This is a genomic window from Kitasatospora sp. CMC57, assembly GCF_045866025.2.
Taxonomy (GTDB): domain Bacteria; phylum Actinomycetota; class Actinomycetes; order Streptomycetales; family Streptomycetaceae; genus Kitasatospora.
The window spans coordinates 96,701-110,808 of sequence record NZ_AP035881.2 but is presented as its reverse complement, the minus strand read 5'-3'; the positions used below and the strand labels follow the sequence as shown (position 1 = coordinate 110,808).

14 protein-coding genes are annotated in these 14,108 nt (G+C 71.0%); 10 read left to right on the top strand and 4 right to left on the bottom strand.

The window, feature by feature from the left end; translation table 11 throughout:
• Positions 1 to 13 precede the first annotated feature (13 nt).
• Positions 14 to 676 (top strand): sulfotransferase family protein, encoded by a 663-nt coding sequence (locus tag ACKUU6_RS00430; protein ID WP_407986323.1) that lies wholly within the window; start codon positions 14 to 16, stop codon positions 674 to 676.
• Positions 677 to 709: 33 nt separating this feature from the next.
• Here ACKUU6_RS00430 and ACKUU6_RS00425 read toward each other — a convergent pair whose 3' ends face one another.
• Entirely contained in the window at positions 710 to 1,249 is a 540-nt protein-coding gene (locus ACKUU6_RS00425) for a hypothetical protein (RefSeq protein WP_407986322.1), read from the bottom strand.
• Between the two features lie 437 nt (positions 1,250 to 1,686).
• Here ACKUU6_RS00425 and ACKUU6_RS00420 point away from each other — a divergent pair, with 437 nt between their 5' ends.
• Positions 1,687 to 3,252: an adenosine deaminase family protein gene (locus ACKUU6_RS00420; protein WP_407986321.1), complete on the top strand. Its 1,566-nt coding sequence runs from the start codon at positions 1,687 to 1,689 to the stop codon at positions 3,250 to 3,252.
• Positions 3,253 to 3,325: 73 nt separating this feature from the next.
• Positions 3,326 to 3,619 (top strand): hypothetical protein, encoded by a 294-nt coding sequence (locus tag ACKUU6_RS00415; protein ID WP_407986320.1) that lies wholly within the window; start codon positions 3,326 to 3,328, stop codon positions 3,617 to 3,619.
• Positions 3,620 to 3,834: 215 nt separating this feature from the next.
• Here ACKUU6_RS00415 and ACKUU6_RS00410 read toward each other — a convergent pair whose 3' ends face one another.
• Positions 3,835 to 4,443 (bottom strand): TetR/AcrR family transcriptional regulator, encoded by a 609-nt coding sequence (locus ACKUU6_RS00410; RefSeq protein ID WP_407986319.1) that lies wholly within the window; start codon positions 4,441 to 4,443, stop codon positions 3,835 to 3,837.
• Between the two features lie 486 nt (positions 4,444 to 4,929).
• On the opposite strand from ACKUU6_RS00410, the gene ACKUU6_RS00405 reads away from it, so the two are divergent.
• Together ACKUU6_RS00405 and ACKUU6_RS00400 are read left to right on the top strand one after the other, a co-directional pair.
• A complete protein-coding gene (locus ACKUU6_RS00405) occupies positions 4,930 to 7,029 on the top strand; it encodes a hypothetical protein (protein WP_407986318.1) in 2,100 nt (699 codons plus the stop codon).
• Complete coding sequence (locus tag ACKUU6_RS00400; RefSeq protein ID WP_407986317.1) at positions 7,026 to 8,564, top strand: hypothetical protein; 1,539 nt, start codon at positions 7,026 to 7,028, stop codon at positions 8,562 to 8,564. Before ACKUU6_RS00405 ends, ACKUU6_RS00400 begins: the two co-directional genes overlap by 4 nt.
• Positions 8,565 to 8,792: 228 nt before the next feature.
• Here the strand turns inward: ACKUU6_RS00400 and ACKUU6_RS00395 are convergent, their stop codons facing one another.
• The gene (locus ACKUU6_RS00395) at positions 8,793 to 9,134 is read right to left on the bottom strand and encodes a hypothetical protein (RefSeq protein ID WP_407986316.1); all 342 of its coding nucleotides are present in this window, start codon (positions 9,132 to 9,134) and stop codon (positions 8,793 to 8,795) included.
• A gap of 535 nt (positions 9,135 to 9,669) precedes the next feature.
• Between ACKUU6_RS00395 and ACKUU6_RS00390 the strand changes: the two genes are divergently transcribed.
• Positions 9,670 to 9,885 carry a hypothetical protein gene (locus ACKUU6_RS00390; protein ID WP_407986315.1) on the top strand — a complete coding sequence of 72 codons (216 nt, stop codon included), beginning with the start codon at positions 9,670 to 9,672 and terminating at the stop codon, positions 9,883 to 9,885.
• 180 nt (positions 9,886 to 10,065) lie between these two features.
• Here ACKUU6_RS00390 and ACKUU6_RS00385 read toward each other — a convergent pair whose 3' ends face one another.
• Positions 10,066 to 10,353 carry a hypothetical protein gene (locus ACKUU6_RS00385; RefSeq protein WP_407986314.1) on the bottom strand — a complete coding sequence of 96 codons (288 nt, stop codon included), beginning with the start codon at positions 10,351 to 10,353 and terminating at the stop codon, positions 10,066 to 10,068.
• Between the two features lie 163 nt (positions 10,354 to 10,516).
• Here ACKUU6_RS00385 and ACKUU6_RS00380 point away from each other — a divergent pair, with 163 nt between their 5' ends.
• From ACKUU6_RS00380 to ACKUU6_RS00365, 4 genes are read left to right on the top strand one after another with little or no spacing between them, the layout of a single operon-like run.
• Positions 10,517 to 10,834 carry a helix-turn-helix transcriptional regulator gene (locus ACKUU6_RS00380; RefSeq protein WP_407986313.1) on the top strand — a complete coding sequence of 106 codons (318 nt, stop codon included), beginning with the start codon at positions 10,517 to 10,519 and terminating at the stop codon, positions 10,832 to 10,834.
• A 7-nt stretch (positions 10,835 to 10,841) separates the two neighbouring features.
• Positions 10,842 to 13,091 (top strand): hypothetical protein, encoded by a 2,250-nt coding sequence (locus ACKUU6_RS00375; RefSeq protein ID WP_407986312.1) that lies wholly within the window; start codon positions 10,842 to 10,844, stop codon positions 13,089 to 13,091.
• Positions 13,088 to 13,795 carry a helix-turn-helix domain containing protein gene (locus ACKUU6_RS00370; protein WP_407986311.1) on the top strand — a complete coding sequence of 236 codons (708 nt, stop codon included), beginning with the start codon at positions 13,088 to 13,090 and terminating at the stop codon, positions 13,793 to 13,795. Before ACKUU6_RS00375 ends, ACKUU6_RS00370 begins: the two co-directional genes overlap by 4 nt.
• Positions 13,792 to 14,070 carry a hypothetical protein gene (locus tag ACKUU6_RS00365; protein WP_407986309.1) on the top strand — a complete coding sequence of 93 codons (279 nt, stop codon included), beginning with the start codon at positions 13,792 to 13,794 and terminating at the stop codon, positions 14,068 to 14,070. The genes ACKUU6_RS00370 and ACKUU6_RS00365 overlap by 4 nt, the downstream gene beginning before the upstream one ends.
• Positions 14,071 to 14,108 lie beyond the last annotated feature (38 nt).

The following is a 14,108-nucleotide window of genomic DNA, read 5'->3' as shown; positions in this document are numbered from 1 at the left end:
AAGGAGTACACGGATGGACGTCATCGGCGCGGGCTTCGGCCGCACGGGCACCGCCTCCCTGCAGGAGGCGCTTCATACTCTCGGGTACGCACCCTGCTACCACTGGCGGACCCTGTTCGAGGAACCGGCTCGGGAGGCACAGTGGCACCAGGTCCTCGCTGACCTCGAAGCAGGCAGGCTGCCCCGGTGGGACGCCGTCTACGCCGGGTTCAACGCGGCGGTCGACTGGCCCACCGCGGCGTTCTGGCGAGAGCTCACGGAGTTCTACCCCGCGGCCAAGGTGGTCCTGACGGTCCGTGACCCGGAAACCTGGTACGCCAGTTTCGCCCAGACCATCGGCGTCTCGATCGGGGCCACGGAGCCCCGGGGCGAAACCCGCGAGGCGATGGCCGCACACGGCATCACCGGCGCACCGGCGTGGGACGAGCTGGCACGCCGCGTCATCGCCGGCCGGGTCTTCGGCGGCCGGGCGGACGACAGGGAGCACGTGCTGGCGGTGTACCGGCGCCACGTCGCCGAGGTCGTCGCTGCCCTGCCCGCGGAGCGGCTGCTGCTGTTCGACCCCGCGGACGGCTGGGGTCCACTCACCCGGTTCCTCGGTGTCGCAGAGCCGCCGGAGGAGTACCCCCATGTCAACCAGCGGCCGGACTTCTGGCGGCTGTGCGCCCCCACGTAACCCGTCGGGCCGTCAACAAGCAGGCAAACAAGGTTAGTTGATGGCCAGAGTGGCCACGCTGTCGATCCTGGAGACGGTCCCCAGTCCAAGCGTGCAGGCGAGCACGTCGGTGGACGGGCCGACGAGCTGGTAGACGACCGAGTCGCCGGCGAACAGCCCGGAGGTGACCGTCCCCGTCACGGTGGTGGTGAGCGCGGCGGCGGCGAGGTTCACGGTCCGGGTGCCGGTGACGACGGAAGTCGCACCGTTGTTCCAGGTGAAGCTGATGGTGGTGGCGGCGGTGCTGAGCAGGGTGAGGCAGGAGTATGACGGGATGGTGACCTGATGCACCGTCACGGGTGCCGAGGTGATGGCCGGCACGCTCAGGGAGGTGCAGGTGTTCAGGTCCCGGGTGATGGTCACGGTGGTACTGGCGGGTGTGAGACCGAGCGGCGGCGAGTACGTCGAGGAGTCGCTGCTCGGGGCCGTACAGAGGATGTCCCCCGTGGCGGCCTGCGCCGGCGAGCCCGCCAAGAGCGTTCCTGCGGCGAGTGCCAAGGCGCCCGACAGGCCGATGACAGAGTTCCGCTTCACTGAGAAGCCCCCTTTATTCCGAGGACCCGATTCTCCTCGGCCGCAGCCCAGGCGGCCAGCGGTCTCCCGGCCACAGCGCACGGTGTGCGCCGGCAAGTCCCACAGGCCGCTCCGGTCATCCCTCGCACGTCGCCTTCGCCCCGGTGAGCCGGAACCACTCGCCAGGGTGCCGAGCCCAAAGGAACAGACAGCCCATAACCGGGTGAAACGGTCGTCCTGGAGGGGCCGGTCGCCGGCCCGCACGGCTCGTACGGAGCTGACGGGCGACTGCAAGTGGCCGGTCCCCGCCGGTCGCCGGTTGCGTACTCGCCTGCGGGAGCCCGTGTCGCAACAGCCGGTACGCGAGGCGAGGTGCGTGAGCACTCCTTCGGGTGGTCGGTGAACGACACACCCGCGGCCCCGGCACGCCCCCTGTGCCCAGGCCCGACGATACGGTCATGATCTCGCTTCGCCATGCCACCACGGTGGCGCTCGCCGTCTGCCTCACCCTGATCCCCCTGGCTTCGGCTCAGGCGGGGCAGGTGCCCGACCGGGCTGCCCGGTCCGGCTCCGTCGAGACCCGTGTCGACGCCTATCTGGACGGCGTCAGGAACGACCCGGCGCAGCTCCGGGCATTCCTGCGGGACCTGCCCAAGGGCGGTGACCTGCACAACCACCTGTCCGGTGCGGTCTCCACCGAACTGCTGATCCAGCTCGCGGCCGAGGACGGCCTGTGCGTCGACCGGACCACACTGACCGCCCTCGCCCCACCCTGCACCGCCGACAGCCGCCCGGCCACGGACGCGCAGAGCGACCCGGACTTCCGCCGGCAGGTCATCCGAGCGTGGTCGATGCAGGACTTCACCCCGGGCGCGGAGAGCGGCCACGACCACTTCTTCGCCACCTTCGGCAAGTTCGGCGAGGCCTCCTGGCGCCACCCCGGCCGGATGCTGGGCGAGTTCACCGACACCATGGCCGGACAGCGCCAGACCTACCTGGAGACGATGCTCACCCCCGCCTCCTCCGGTGCCGCGGCGCTGGCGGCCAAGGTCGGCTTCGACCCCGACCTCCCACAGCTGCGCGACAAGCTGCTCGCCGACGGCGCCATCGCCCAACTGGTCGCCCAGGCGAGGTCCGACGCCGACAAGGCGATGGACGAGTACCGCACCGCCTCACACTGCGACACGGACACCCCCGCACCGGGCTGCGCGGTGACGGTGCGCTTCATCTCGCAGGTCTCCCGCGCCTCCACGCCCGCCCGGGTGTTCACCCAGCTGCTGCTCGGCATGGAACTCGCCACCCGGGACCCGCGGTTCGTCGCCGTCAATCTGGTCCAGCCCGAGGACGCCCCGGCAGCGCTGGAGAACTACGGCCTCCAGATGCGGATGCTCGACTACCTCCACCCGCTCTACCCGGACGCCCACATCAGCCTGCACGCCGGCGAGTTGGTCCCCGGCCTGGTCAAGCCGCAGGACCTGACCTTCCACATCCGTGAGGCCGTCCTGACCGGACACGCCGAACGGATCGGCCACGGCGTGGACCTGGTCCACGAGGAGGACTCGGACGGTCTGCTGCGCACCCTCGCCGACCGGCACGTCCTCATCGAGGTCCCGCTGACCAGCAACGAGCAGATCCTCGGTGTCTCCGGCGCCGATCACCCCTTCCCGCTCTACCGCCGCCACGGCGTCCCCACCGCCCTGGCCACGGACGACCCCGGTGTCTCCCGGATCGACATCACCCACGAGTACGAGAAGGCCGCCGCCACCTACGGCCTCGGCTACCGCGACCTCAAGAACCTCGCCCGGACCTCGCTCGAGTACGCCTTCCTTCCCGGCCGCAGCCTCTGGCGGGACCGCGACCACTTCGAGCCGGCCCCGGAATGCGCCGACGCCCGCCCCGGCGCCGACCACCCGAGCGCGGCGTGCGACGCGCTGCTCGCAAGCAGCCCCAAGGCCCAGCTCCAGTGGCAGGAGGAGTGCGCGTTCGATGCCTTCGAGACGGCAGTGCTGCAGCGCACCGACTGAGCGGCGCCCGGGGCCCTGGGGCGAGCCGGAATCCACCGGCTCGCCCCAGGATCGGGTGCTACACCCTGTTCGGGTGAGCCCCACCGGGCTCCGGGTCTGCCGGTCCTGGTCCGGACACCGGGACGAGGCGGAGCCGGCTCGGTGGCGGTGTGAGCAGGATGTCGGGCCGGGGCGCGTCGTCGCCCCGGCCTTTCGGCACGCCGAGCAGGGCGTGAAGGGCAGTCAGGTGATCGGCCACGGCCTGGTCATGCCGGACGCCCAGGGCGAGCTGCTCACCGTCCGTCACCTGCATCTGCTCCCGCGTCTCGTCGGCCGACTCCGGGGCGATGGCCGCGAGCAGTTCCCCGGGGACGAGCCGGACTACTGAGGTTTTGGGAGTGTCTTTAGACCGCCGACCGCTGGACCTGGACCGTCATCACGGCCCACACCCAGCTCCGCCTCGAGCGGTTGCGGACCTGATCGCCGGGCCGGTCCTGCCGCGAGGTGGTCGGCGGCCCGCTGGACGGCCTCCTGGACGTCACCGACCGGCGGGAGGGTCAGCTGCTCGGCGACGAGGCAGGGGCCGCTTGCACCCCGGTGATCTCAGGGCCGGCGTTCCAGCTCCTCCTGCGGGTAGACCGCGTTCAGCAGGTTGTGGACGAAGTGCTCGAGGTTCTCCAGGCCGGCGGCGGTGGTGGCCACGCTGCCGGGGCGGTCGACCAGGAGGTGGAGGATGGCGCCGTGCAGGGCGAGCGTGACGACGGCGGCCTTGTCGGGAGTGACGGGGAGGCCCGCGACCCGCTGGGCGAGTTCGAGGCCGGTGAAGTCGTCGGTGGCCACCCGGTCGAGGATGGTGGCCAGGCGGGGGTCGCGCGCCGCTTCGCTCCGCAGCTCGAAGTAGGCGAGCATGCGCGGTCGGCCGGGCCCGGCGACGTTCTCCAGTAGTCCTCGGAGTAGGCCGGCCAGCCCTTCGCGATCGCGGGGCCCCGGTCCGCCGGCTGTCAACTGTGCAGCAATCTGGGCGTACTGCTCGACGCAGCGCTCGGCCGCCGCGCGCAGCAGGGCTTCCCGGGTCGGGAAGTAGTTCTTCGTGGTCCCCACGGGCACTTCGGCGGCCGCGTCGACGGCGCGGTGCGTCAGGCCGCGTCCGCCCGCGTCGGCCAGGACGTCGATCGCCGCGTCGCGCAGCGAGTTCCGGCGGTCTTGGTTCACCACGTGCTCCTTGCTCCTCGGCCCCTTGCTCACACTACCCCAGCCGTGGTACTACAGGTGTGGTACCACAGTGGGGGCTGTCGGCCTGCCAGAGGGTGAGCAGGGTTCCACCGTAGGGGCCGGCGGGCGGTTGGGGAACCGGCGCCATCGGGGGAGGGCGGACGGTCGAAGGGCGGACGATGTCCGTCGGGCCGGTCCGCGAAGAACGACAGGTCGGGGGAGGGGTATCCGGTGCAGCAGCGGATCGGCGAGTCGGTTCGGTCGCTGCGGCGGTACCATCGTGCGCGGGCCCGGCGCACCGGGACGTCCGGCCACCAGCTGCCCTGAGGCCGCCAACAGGACGACACTCCGCGTGAAGTGACGATCCGTCAGAGATCGCTCGCCTCCGGTACGCGCGGCCCGGAAAGCAACTTTCACCTGCGCACCGCACACCCGCACCGTTCGCACAGCGTCTTCCGGCACGTCCACTCAGCGGTCAGGAGAACAATGGGCACGAGCCTCCACGGTCAGAGCGCACTGCTGGACACGTTGGTCCCGTACTGGCTCGGCCTGGAACGGACAGGTGAAGCTCTGCTCCGCTCCAAGGGCCGCGACAGCGGGCCCGTCGTCCAGGTGATCGGCGGCAGAGGCGCGGGCAAGAGCGCCCTGCTGAACGCCCTCTACGAGGCCTACCACAACCGACTGCCGCTCGCCCACGCCGATCTGGACGCGCCGGGCTTCGGCCACGCCTCACTGGTCGGCCTCGCGGAGAACGAAACCCCGAACTCCTCGCCGGTCACCAGCCTGCTCTACCTGCTCTCCGACCAACTCGGCCTGAAGGTCGAGAGGTTCGGCCACGGCCTGCAGTTCCGTCGGCTCTCGGTCGGCCTGCTGGTGGTCAGCACCTGGCAACCCGTCGGGATCACCGAGGAGGCGCCGGGCCGTCCCGAAGGTCTCCGGGCGGCCGAGCGGCGGCTGTTCGAGATCCTCCGGACCGAGAGCAACGACCAGCGGCGGCGCAAGGAGGTGCTGCGCCAATGGCTGGACGCGCTGCTTCCCGCCGTCAGCGGCGCCGTCGGAGTACCCGCCGGCCTGGACCCGATGTTCCAGGCCGTCGCCAGGACGGCCCGCGAGCTGCTGCTCGCGGCCCGCCCGGACCGCGGGGCGCTGCGGTGGTGGCACGACCAGCTGCCGATGTTCACCGGCGACGGCCTCCAGCGGCTGCTCCCCTTCGTCCTCGGCTTCCGCGGCATGGCCGACTGGCGACAGAAGGCCGAGGCCCTGCTCGTCGCCGCCTTCCTCGCGGACATCGACGAGAACTACGGCTGGCACAGGCACCACAACGACGCCCCGTACCCGCTGCTCCTGCTGGACAACCTGCACACTCCGCAAGGGGCGCGGGTCCTGCGGGTGCTGCTGCTCGCGTACCAGCAACTGCCCCGGACCACCCGGCACGTCACCAGGCCGGTGATCGTGGCGAGTTCGCTTGGCGACGCCACGGCCGACTCCGTCACCGCACTGGCCGACGCCACACGTGCCGCCGACCGGCCGCCCGGCGGCCACGCTGGCGGACCCCACGTCCTGCGCCTCGGCCTGCCACCGGTCGGGCGCGAGGAGATCATAGGGATGCTGAGCCCGCTGGACTGCCCCCGCCACCTGCCGTTGCTCGTCGAGCGGCTCAGCGGCGGCCGTCCGTCCACCGCCCGCCTGCTGGTGGACGCCGCCGCCCAGCTGGTGCCGGCGGCCGGCGTCCTGCGGATGACCGACTTCGTCGCGCTCCTCGACGGGACGGCAGGCGGTGACCTCGTCACCCGGTTGCTGCGGCAACTGCTGCCGGCCCCGCACCTGTTGGACCGGCTGACCCTGCTGTCGGCGGCCCTGGACGGCGCTGCGGCCCGCCGGCTCTGGAGCTCCCGGTATCCCGACGACAACGCGTTCAACCGCGTGCACGAAGCCGCCGAGCACCTGGACCCGACCCGGTGGAACCTCCAGCCCTGGTCGGCCGCCGACCCGCCCGCCCCCTTCGTGACCGACCGGGCCCTGCGCTCGCTCCTGTTGCTCCGGCTCCGCACCGGCCTCTCCTCCGAGGACTGGGGCCAGACCCAACGACGCCTGCGGTCCGGCTACGCGCCGCCCGACCCCGCACTGCCACCCGACCCCCAGCAGGTCAGGTACCTGCACCACAGCCTCGCCCTCGGCGAGGCGAACCTGGTCGTCCGGTACCTGCACCGGCGCTTCGATGAGGACGGACTGCACGCGTGGCTGGCGACGGTGAACCAGATCTGCGCCGCCCCGCTCACACACGAGGACTCCCTCCTCCAGGCGCCGCCCCTGGAGCTCGCCCTCTGTCCCAGCTGCACCGGCCCCACCGCCGAACACGTCCACCTGGCCATCAACCGGCTGGTCCGCGCACTCTGGCGGCAGTCCGACCCACTGACGGTTCCTCAGGACGCGTCCATCGAACGCGTCGAGTCCGCGCTGGGCACCCTGTACGAGCACGTCACTGAGAGCCACGCCCTCCAACGAGCCCATCGGGACTGGCCCAAGTCCCTACGGGAGGGCGTCCAAGCCCCTGATCTGCCGATTTCGGGAGGACTCCGCCCATGAGCATCCTCAATCCGCGCACCTGGGGCACCCTGACCCGATGGGCGGTCGGTACAGCGGCCGTCCTGCTGCTCGTGGCAGCGGGCTGGACGGGCCACGCGCTGCTCCAGCCCAGCCTGGACTGCGCGCCCGGTGTGCAGAAGCGCGGACCCCAGCAGGAGTGCACCGGGGTCAGCGACGGCGGGTTCAGCTTCGCACCGGCCCTCGACGACGTCTCACGCCGGATCAAGGCCGAGAACGACCGGATCGCCGGCCGGCCGCACGCCACCGTCGCGTTCATGGTGTCGATGGTCGGCGCCAGCGACGTCACCCAGCAGCAGATCCTCCGGGAGATCCAGGGCGCCTACCTCGCCCAGTACCGGGAGAACCGGGACAACAACCTGTCCCCGGCCATCCGCCTGGTCCTCGCCAACCCGGGGTCGGGCGGTGCCCAGTGGCGGTCGGTCGCCGACCAACTGGGCACGATGGCCCGCTCGGCAACCGACAACCTGCGGGCGGTCGCCGGCTTCGACACCAGTGTGAACACCACCAAGGAGGCCATCGGCTACCTCACCAACACCCTGCGCATCCCGGTGATCGGCGGCCTGATCACCGCCGACGACATCGCCAACAGCGACGAACACCCCAGTGCCTTCCCCGGCCTCGCCCGGGTCGTGCCGACCAACACCCAGGTCGCCGACACGCTCGCCACGTACGTCGGCAAGCGGGCGACTCCCTCCACGACCAAGGTCGTGGAGGACCTCCGAGAGGACGACAACTACATCAAGAGCCTGCGCGTGGCCTTCGGCAAGCACACGTCCCTGCCGTCGGAGCAGTTCCGCTCACCGGGCGACATCCTCGCGACCGGCAACCTGTCCAACGACTTCCAGCAGATGGTCTCCAGCCTCTGCACCTCGAAGGTCGAGACGATCTACTTCGCCGGGCGGTACACCCAGCTCCGGCAGTTCCTCAACGAACTCGGCAAAAGGGGCTGCCGAGACAAGACGTTCACCGTCGTCACCGGCGACGCCGCCGACACCCTGGCCTCGGATCCCGAGTTCAACTGGGAGATCCTGAAGACGAACAAGGAGAACGGCCGGATCGTCGTCCAGTACGCCGCCGTGGCCAACTCGGCCATGTGGGACCAGGGAGAGACCGTGAACGGTGGCTCGAAGGATGAGCTCACCCACCTGACCGCCGAGCTCGACAAACAGGACCTCAAGGGGTTCGGACCGGTCGACTTCCGGGGATCGCGGACGATGATCGCCCATGATTCGGTCCGGACGGCGGTCGCCGCGATCCGCAAGGCCGCAGTGCTGAACCCGATACCCGGTCTTCAGGACACGCGCGACAAACTGCTCCGACTCCACGGCGACGCGCGCATCAACGGCACCAGCGGCTGGATCTGCCTGGACAACAACGGCAACCCCGATCACAAGGCCCTGGCAGTGGTCGAACTCGACCCCGAGGCCCCGACCAAGGAGAAGGCCATCAGGGTCAAAGCCCTGACCTGGGCCGGGGATTCGCCTCCCGAACCGGACTGCCCCACCAAGAAGTGACCGAAGCCGGCCCCACGGAGTCGTGCACGGGCGCGTCCCGCGTTGTCGACGCGCCGGCCGTCAGCGGGGCCGGGGACCGGAGCGGTGGCGATGCTCCGCTTCCAGTGCCCGGCCCCGCGCAGCCAGCCGGTGTCGGCGATCGTCGTTGCCCGGCGGAGCTCAACGCCGTACGGCGTAGGCGCGCTGACGGGCGGTCGACCACGCTGGGGCCACCACCGCGTCACGGCCTCACTGGCCGACGGAGGTGTTGGTGCTCCAGACGGCGTTGCCGATGCCCTCGCCGCCACCGCCGGCCTGCTCGCCAAGGCCGGCGGTGGCCACCTCGCCGCCTACACCACCGAGGTGGAGCACAAGCTGCCCGGCCGCCGGAGACTGTTCGCCGACCTGGTGCTCCGAGACCCGGGCGCGGACGTTCCCGTCCTCCTGGTGGAGGTCGACCGCGACAACGAGGGCAACGGGACGCTGCTCGACAAGCTCGCCGCCTACCGCGCCTGGTGCGAGCTGCCCGCCCGCTACACCATCCGCAAGGCCTTCGAGGCATCCCTCGAGGTCGTAGGACCCGCCACCCACGACCTGCGCCTGTGGTCCGCCCTCTACCCGCCCACCGGCCGAGCAGGCCTGCCCCCGTCGCCCTCGTCCTGGAGCCCGGCCGCAAACGCCCCGCCCCGGCACCGCACCCCTCACCGCGGAGCAGAAGAAGGCCAAACCCGAACGCGACCACCAACGGATGCTGCGCCGCCTCGACACTCTCGAAGCCGCCTCCCGCGCCACCTGGAAACCCCGCCACTACACCGGCGAGGGCATCACCGCCCGCTCCTACCACCGTGCCCTGCTCGTGGTCGCCACCACCCTGCCGTGCGCCGCTTCGGCGCCGGAGCGGAGATCTGGATCCGCTTCGGCCGGCCCGGCTGGCACTCCCTCGCCGACGCTTTCGCCAACGAGGACGGCGACGAGCTGGGACGAGAGGCAGTAGGTCGCCTAACCCGGCCCCGCAGGCGGACCGGACCCGTGCGGACGAACTCGCCCGTGCCCTGGCCGAGCGGGACTGTCCTGGCGATCTTGTGGCCGATAGCGTGGTGATGGCTGGTGCGACCAAGGGACGGGGATGAAGATGCGGGTCACGTATGACGTCAAGGCCGGCATGGTCTACGTCTACTTGGTCGATGCCATTGCTCCTGGTGAAGCGGTACGGCAGGTGATCGCTGGCGAGGACATGGCTGCGGTGCTCGACTTCGACGCGGACGGGTGGTTGTTGGGGGTTGAGCTCTCTACGAGTCGGTTGCACCCCGATCTCTTGGCAGTCGCCCAGCAAATCGGGTGAGCCCTGCCTCGATCACTGCGCACCTGTTACTCGTTGGCTCCGCACGCCCCCAGGACGTCAGCGCACCACAATGCCACCTTGATCGGCAGGACAGGCACTAGCGGCAGGTCGTGCTCCCGGCGGGGCAGCCGATAGAGCTGGTCGGCAATGGTGGCAACGTCCGGCACCGGATCTCCTCTGCTATCCCGCTTCACTCGGCTCGGACAGCAGAGCATCGGCCTCGGAAGCGGGGATCTTTTGCCAGCCGGCGAAGTCGGGCGTCACGTAGCTGCCCAGACCTTCGACGCGTCCGTTGCGGCTCAAGCCGCGGCGCCAGCCGAACGCGACGCCCAGCGTCTCGGCGTGATGCTCGAAAGCGGCCGGTGCCCGTCCGACGCACTGCACCAGGAAGGCCCACTCTGTCGAGGGCGCCCCGTCCTTGAAGTTCCTGTACATCCGGCCTTCGCGGAAGAACTCGGTCTCGGTCATGACACGCTCCCAGATCGACCTTCACCTCCAAGTATCGGCACTCGCCAGTGGCGGCGCCCAGCCCGCTCGCGAGGGGCATGCGGCATGAATGATTCCTGTGTGCGACATTCTATGTGTGCCTACTGATGAATTCTGTGATAGCTTATCGGTTAGGAGGTATGTGATGTCTGAGATCTTCTCGGCGGTTGATGCACTGATCGCCAAGGCCCGGGACGGTGGTGACCTGCCGCAGCCCGCCGAGCGGGAGCGCCTGCGCAAGGCCGCCGGCCTCACTCAGGTCGAGGTCGCCGAGGCCCTGGATGTACGACGCGAGACCCTCGCCCGTTGGGAGAGCGGCAAGGCACACCCGCAAGCCAGTAAGCGCGGCGCCTACGCCTTCCTGCTGGCCGGCCTCGCCGACATCCACGGCACTCAAGGCCCCGACGGCTGGCTGATCCCGGCCCGTGCCGCCAAGCCCGCCAGCACCGAGAAGGGGGAGTGAGAATCTGATGGACCGCCAGACGTACAACGCCGAGCTCGCCGGTCTGCGCGAGCTGCGCACCGAGATCGGCCAGGCCGAGAAGACGGTCGCGGCCGCGCAGAAGGAGCTGGACAAGCTCGCCGCCCAGCGCTCGCGCCGCGTGGCCGGGCTCGCGGGGTACGAGAAGGCCGACGCCGCCACGGTCGCCAAGGCGTCTGGCCTGACGCTGGCGGACGTGGTGCGGATCGCGCCGCTGCTGGACCCGACCCCGGCCGCCGTCCGTACCGCCAGGGCGGAGGACCAGGCCGCCGCCGTTGTCCCGGCCGCCGCGCCGGTGCAGGCCCCGGTGGCCGAGCCCGCGCAGCACCCGGAGCCCGCAGGTGCGCTCACCCCGGCGTTGACCCGACCGGCCCCCGCCGTCGAGCAGCCGGCCCCGGCTGGTGTGACGGCTGCGGTGCCGAGCGAGGTCGAGGACCTGGCTGTTGTCGTCGTGGAGGTGCCGTCCGAGGTCCCCGCCGCTTCGGTCGCTTCGGTCGCTGCCCCGGCCCGTCTGGCGGTGGAGTCCGGGCCGCGTGAGCTGCCGACTCTCCCGGAAGGCCCGGACGGTGCCCGCTTCGAGGCGGTGACCACCGGCCTGGTGTCCAAGCGCCCGAACTTCACCCAGCAGGCCCGCGCCACCGTGTTCCTGGACGCGGCGACCGGTGACCTGGCGGTGCGCGACCAGGTCGTGCGGCTCACCCTGGGTGCGAAGTCGCCGGGGGAGATCCTGGACGCGGTCCTGGCGACCGCGCCTGGCACGGAGCGGATCTACGTCACCGCGGGTGCCCCGTGGCACGTCGGTGCCGAGCGGTACTCGACTCTCAAGGACGCGGTCGCGGGCTGGCTGAACACCCCCTCCGAGCGGTGGACGACCGCGGTGGGGGCGGGCCGGGACAAGCTGGCTGGGCACTTCGTCCACCAGCGTCAGCCCGTCGGCCGCTACGCCCCCGCTACTGCCCCGGACACCGCGATGGTGGAGATCCGGTCGATGGGGGAGTGGTTCGACGCGGACGGTGCCGACGTCGCCACGTGCCGCCTGGCGTTCACGCTGCTGTGGCAGGCGCTGCGCCGGCACTGGGACGACGCGGTGCTGATGGGCTCGCCGTCGCAGACCGGCCGGGACCTGTGGACCCGCACGATCCCCACGAAGGGGAAGTGGGCGGGCGGCTACCCAGTCCTCTCCGAGGAGCTGCGGGGTCTGCTGCACGCCACCGGCGGCCAGGGCCGCACCGAGCTGATCCTCCCGCCCCGGGTGCCGGAGCAGCTTCCGGCGCTGGTGGAGTACGACCGCACGTTCGCCTACGCGAAGCACCTGTGGAAGTCCCCGGTCGGCACCCCGACCCGCATCACCGCCGCCTCGTTCGCGGCGATGACGGAGGCGGAGCAGGCGAAGGCGCTGATGTCCTGCTCGCACTGGAACATCCGCGTGACCGTCCCGCAGGGGTGGAATCACGTCGGTCTGCTCCCGGCGCCGGTGACCGGTGACCGCGCCTGGGTCTACCCCTCGGAGCCCGGCACCACGTTCACCACGTGGGCGGGCGGCGCGGAGGTCCACCTCGCTCTGTCGAACCACATCGCGCCGTGGAAGGTCGAGATCCTCGGCGGCCTGGTGTTCGAGGACGGCAAGCCGCTGGACGACTGGGGCAAGAGGCTCAAGGCGGCCTGGGCGGACCTGACGAACCTCTCGAAACTGCACGGCGACGAGCGGCAGATGCAGGCGGCCTACCTCGCCTCGCGCGCGGTCCGCTCGGTGCTGCTGTTCGGCCTGGGCGGGTTCGCGCAGCGCCCGCGCCTGGTCTCCGGCACCACGCCGGCCGGGGAGGCGCTCCCGGCCGGGGTGGAGATCCTCGGCCAGGACGGCGAGGTGGTGACCTGGCAGCGGCAGGCCGGGTTCTCCCGCGACCCGTACGCCCACCCCGAGTGGGCCGCCTACGTGTGGTCGGGCGCGCGGGCGGCGCTGCTGGACATGAAGTACCGCGACGGCAAGGAGGTCGTCGGTGTCGCCGGAGCCCTCCATGCGAAGCCGGGCACGGTCGTGTACTTCGGTACCGACGGCATCGCCCTGACCGAGCGTCAGCCGTGGCCCTACCGGGGCGAGGTGGGCGACTACCTCCTCAAGGGCCACCTCACCGGCCCGGTCCCACACCCCACCAGTCAGGAGCAGTACCTCCAGCTGCGCGCCCAGGGCCGTGCCGCTCTCGCCGCTGCCAACGTCCAGACGATCGGGGGTGACCGATGAGTCCGGGGACGCCGCAGAACCCGAACGAGGCCGCGCAGTTGACCCAGCAGCTCCTGGACGAGGGGTACACCAAGCGGCAGGTCGCCAAGATGCTAGGCCGCGACGCGAGCCTGGTGAGTCAGTTCTTCACCAAGGGCAAGGGCGCCGCGTTCGTCGGGGCGCTGCGCCAGATGGTGCGGGCGGTCCGGGGTGGCGAGCGGGACGCCGAGGCGCTGTCCGGTATCGCGGCTGAGAACACGAAGCGGCGTACCACCAAGACCGGCCAGAAGGCGCGGGTGCGGGGCAAGGACACGATCGGCACCCCTGGCGGCAGCATGGCCGGCCGGGCCGGGAAGCAGGCCATCAGGTCGGGCGCCGCCCACCTCGCGCCGGTCGTCCACGAGACCGGCCAGGCCGGCGGGAAGCTCGCCTTCACCGTCCGGATGAAGGCCGACCAGTACGTCTACTCCGCCGGGTCGGAGAAGGACTCCCCAGGGGTACGCCGCGGCTTCATCCCGCGCGCGGACGGCACGGAGGAGCGCACCTACGGCTCCAGCTCATCCGGCGGGTTCGATGCCGCGGAGTGGTCCCAGCGCGTCGCCGACCACCACGGCGACGTCACCGAGGCGATGAAGGAGTGGCTGGTGGAGACCGGCCGCGCTGTCGAGGATGCCGACATCCAGTACCTCGAAGTCCGCGCCTGGGTCCCAGAGGTGAACGGATGACGGAGCATCCGATGTTCGGTCAGCCGAGGCCGGCCTGGTTCCGGGGATCCGCCGACAAGCTCGCCGTCCTCAAGGAAGCCGCTACGAAGGCCGGGGTCGTCCTGCAGCAGGACGTCACGCCCTCGGTCGACGAAGCCCAAGGCCTCGAGGAAGCACTGGCCGAGATTCTGCAACGGCGCGGATTCGAAGCCGGCTGGGAGATCAACGCGTTCGGTTCCCTGGTCGAGAGCCTGATCGACGGCCTCCACCAGTACGCCTACCCCGACGAACACTGACCCTCAGCACCACCCGGCATCCGAGGAGATCACCGCGC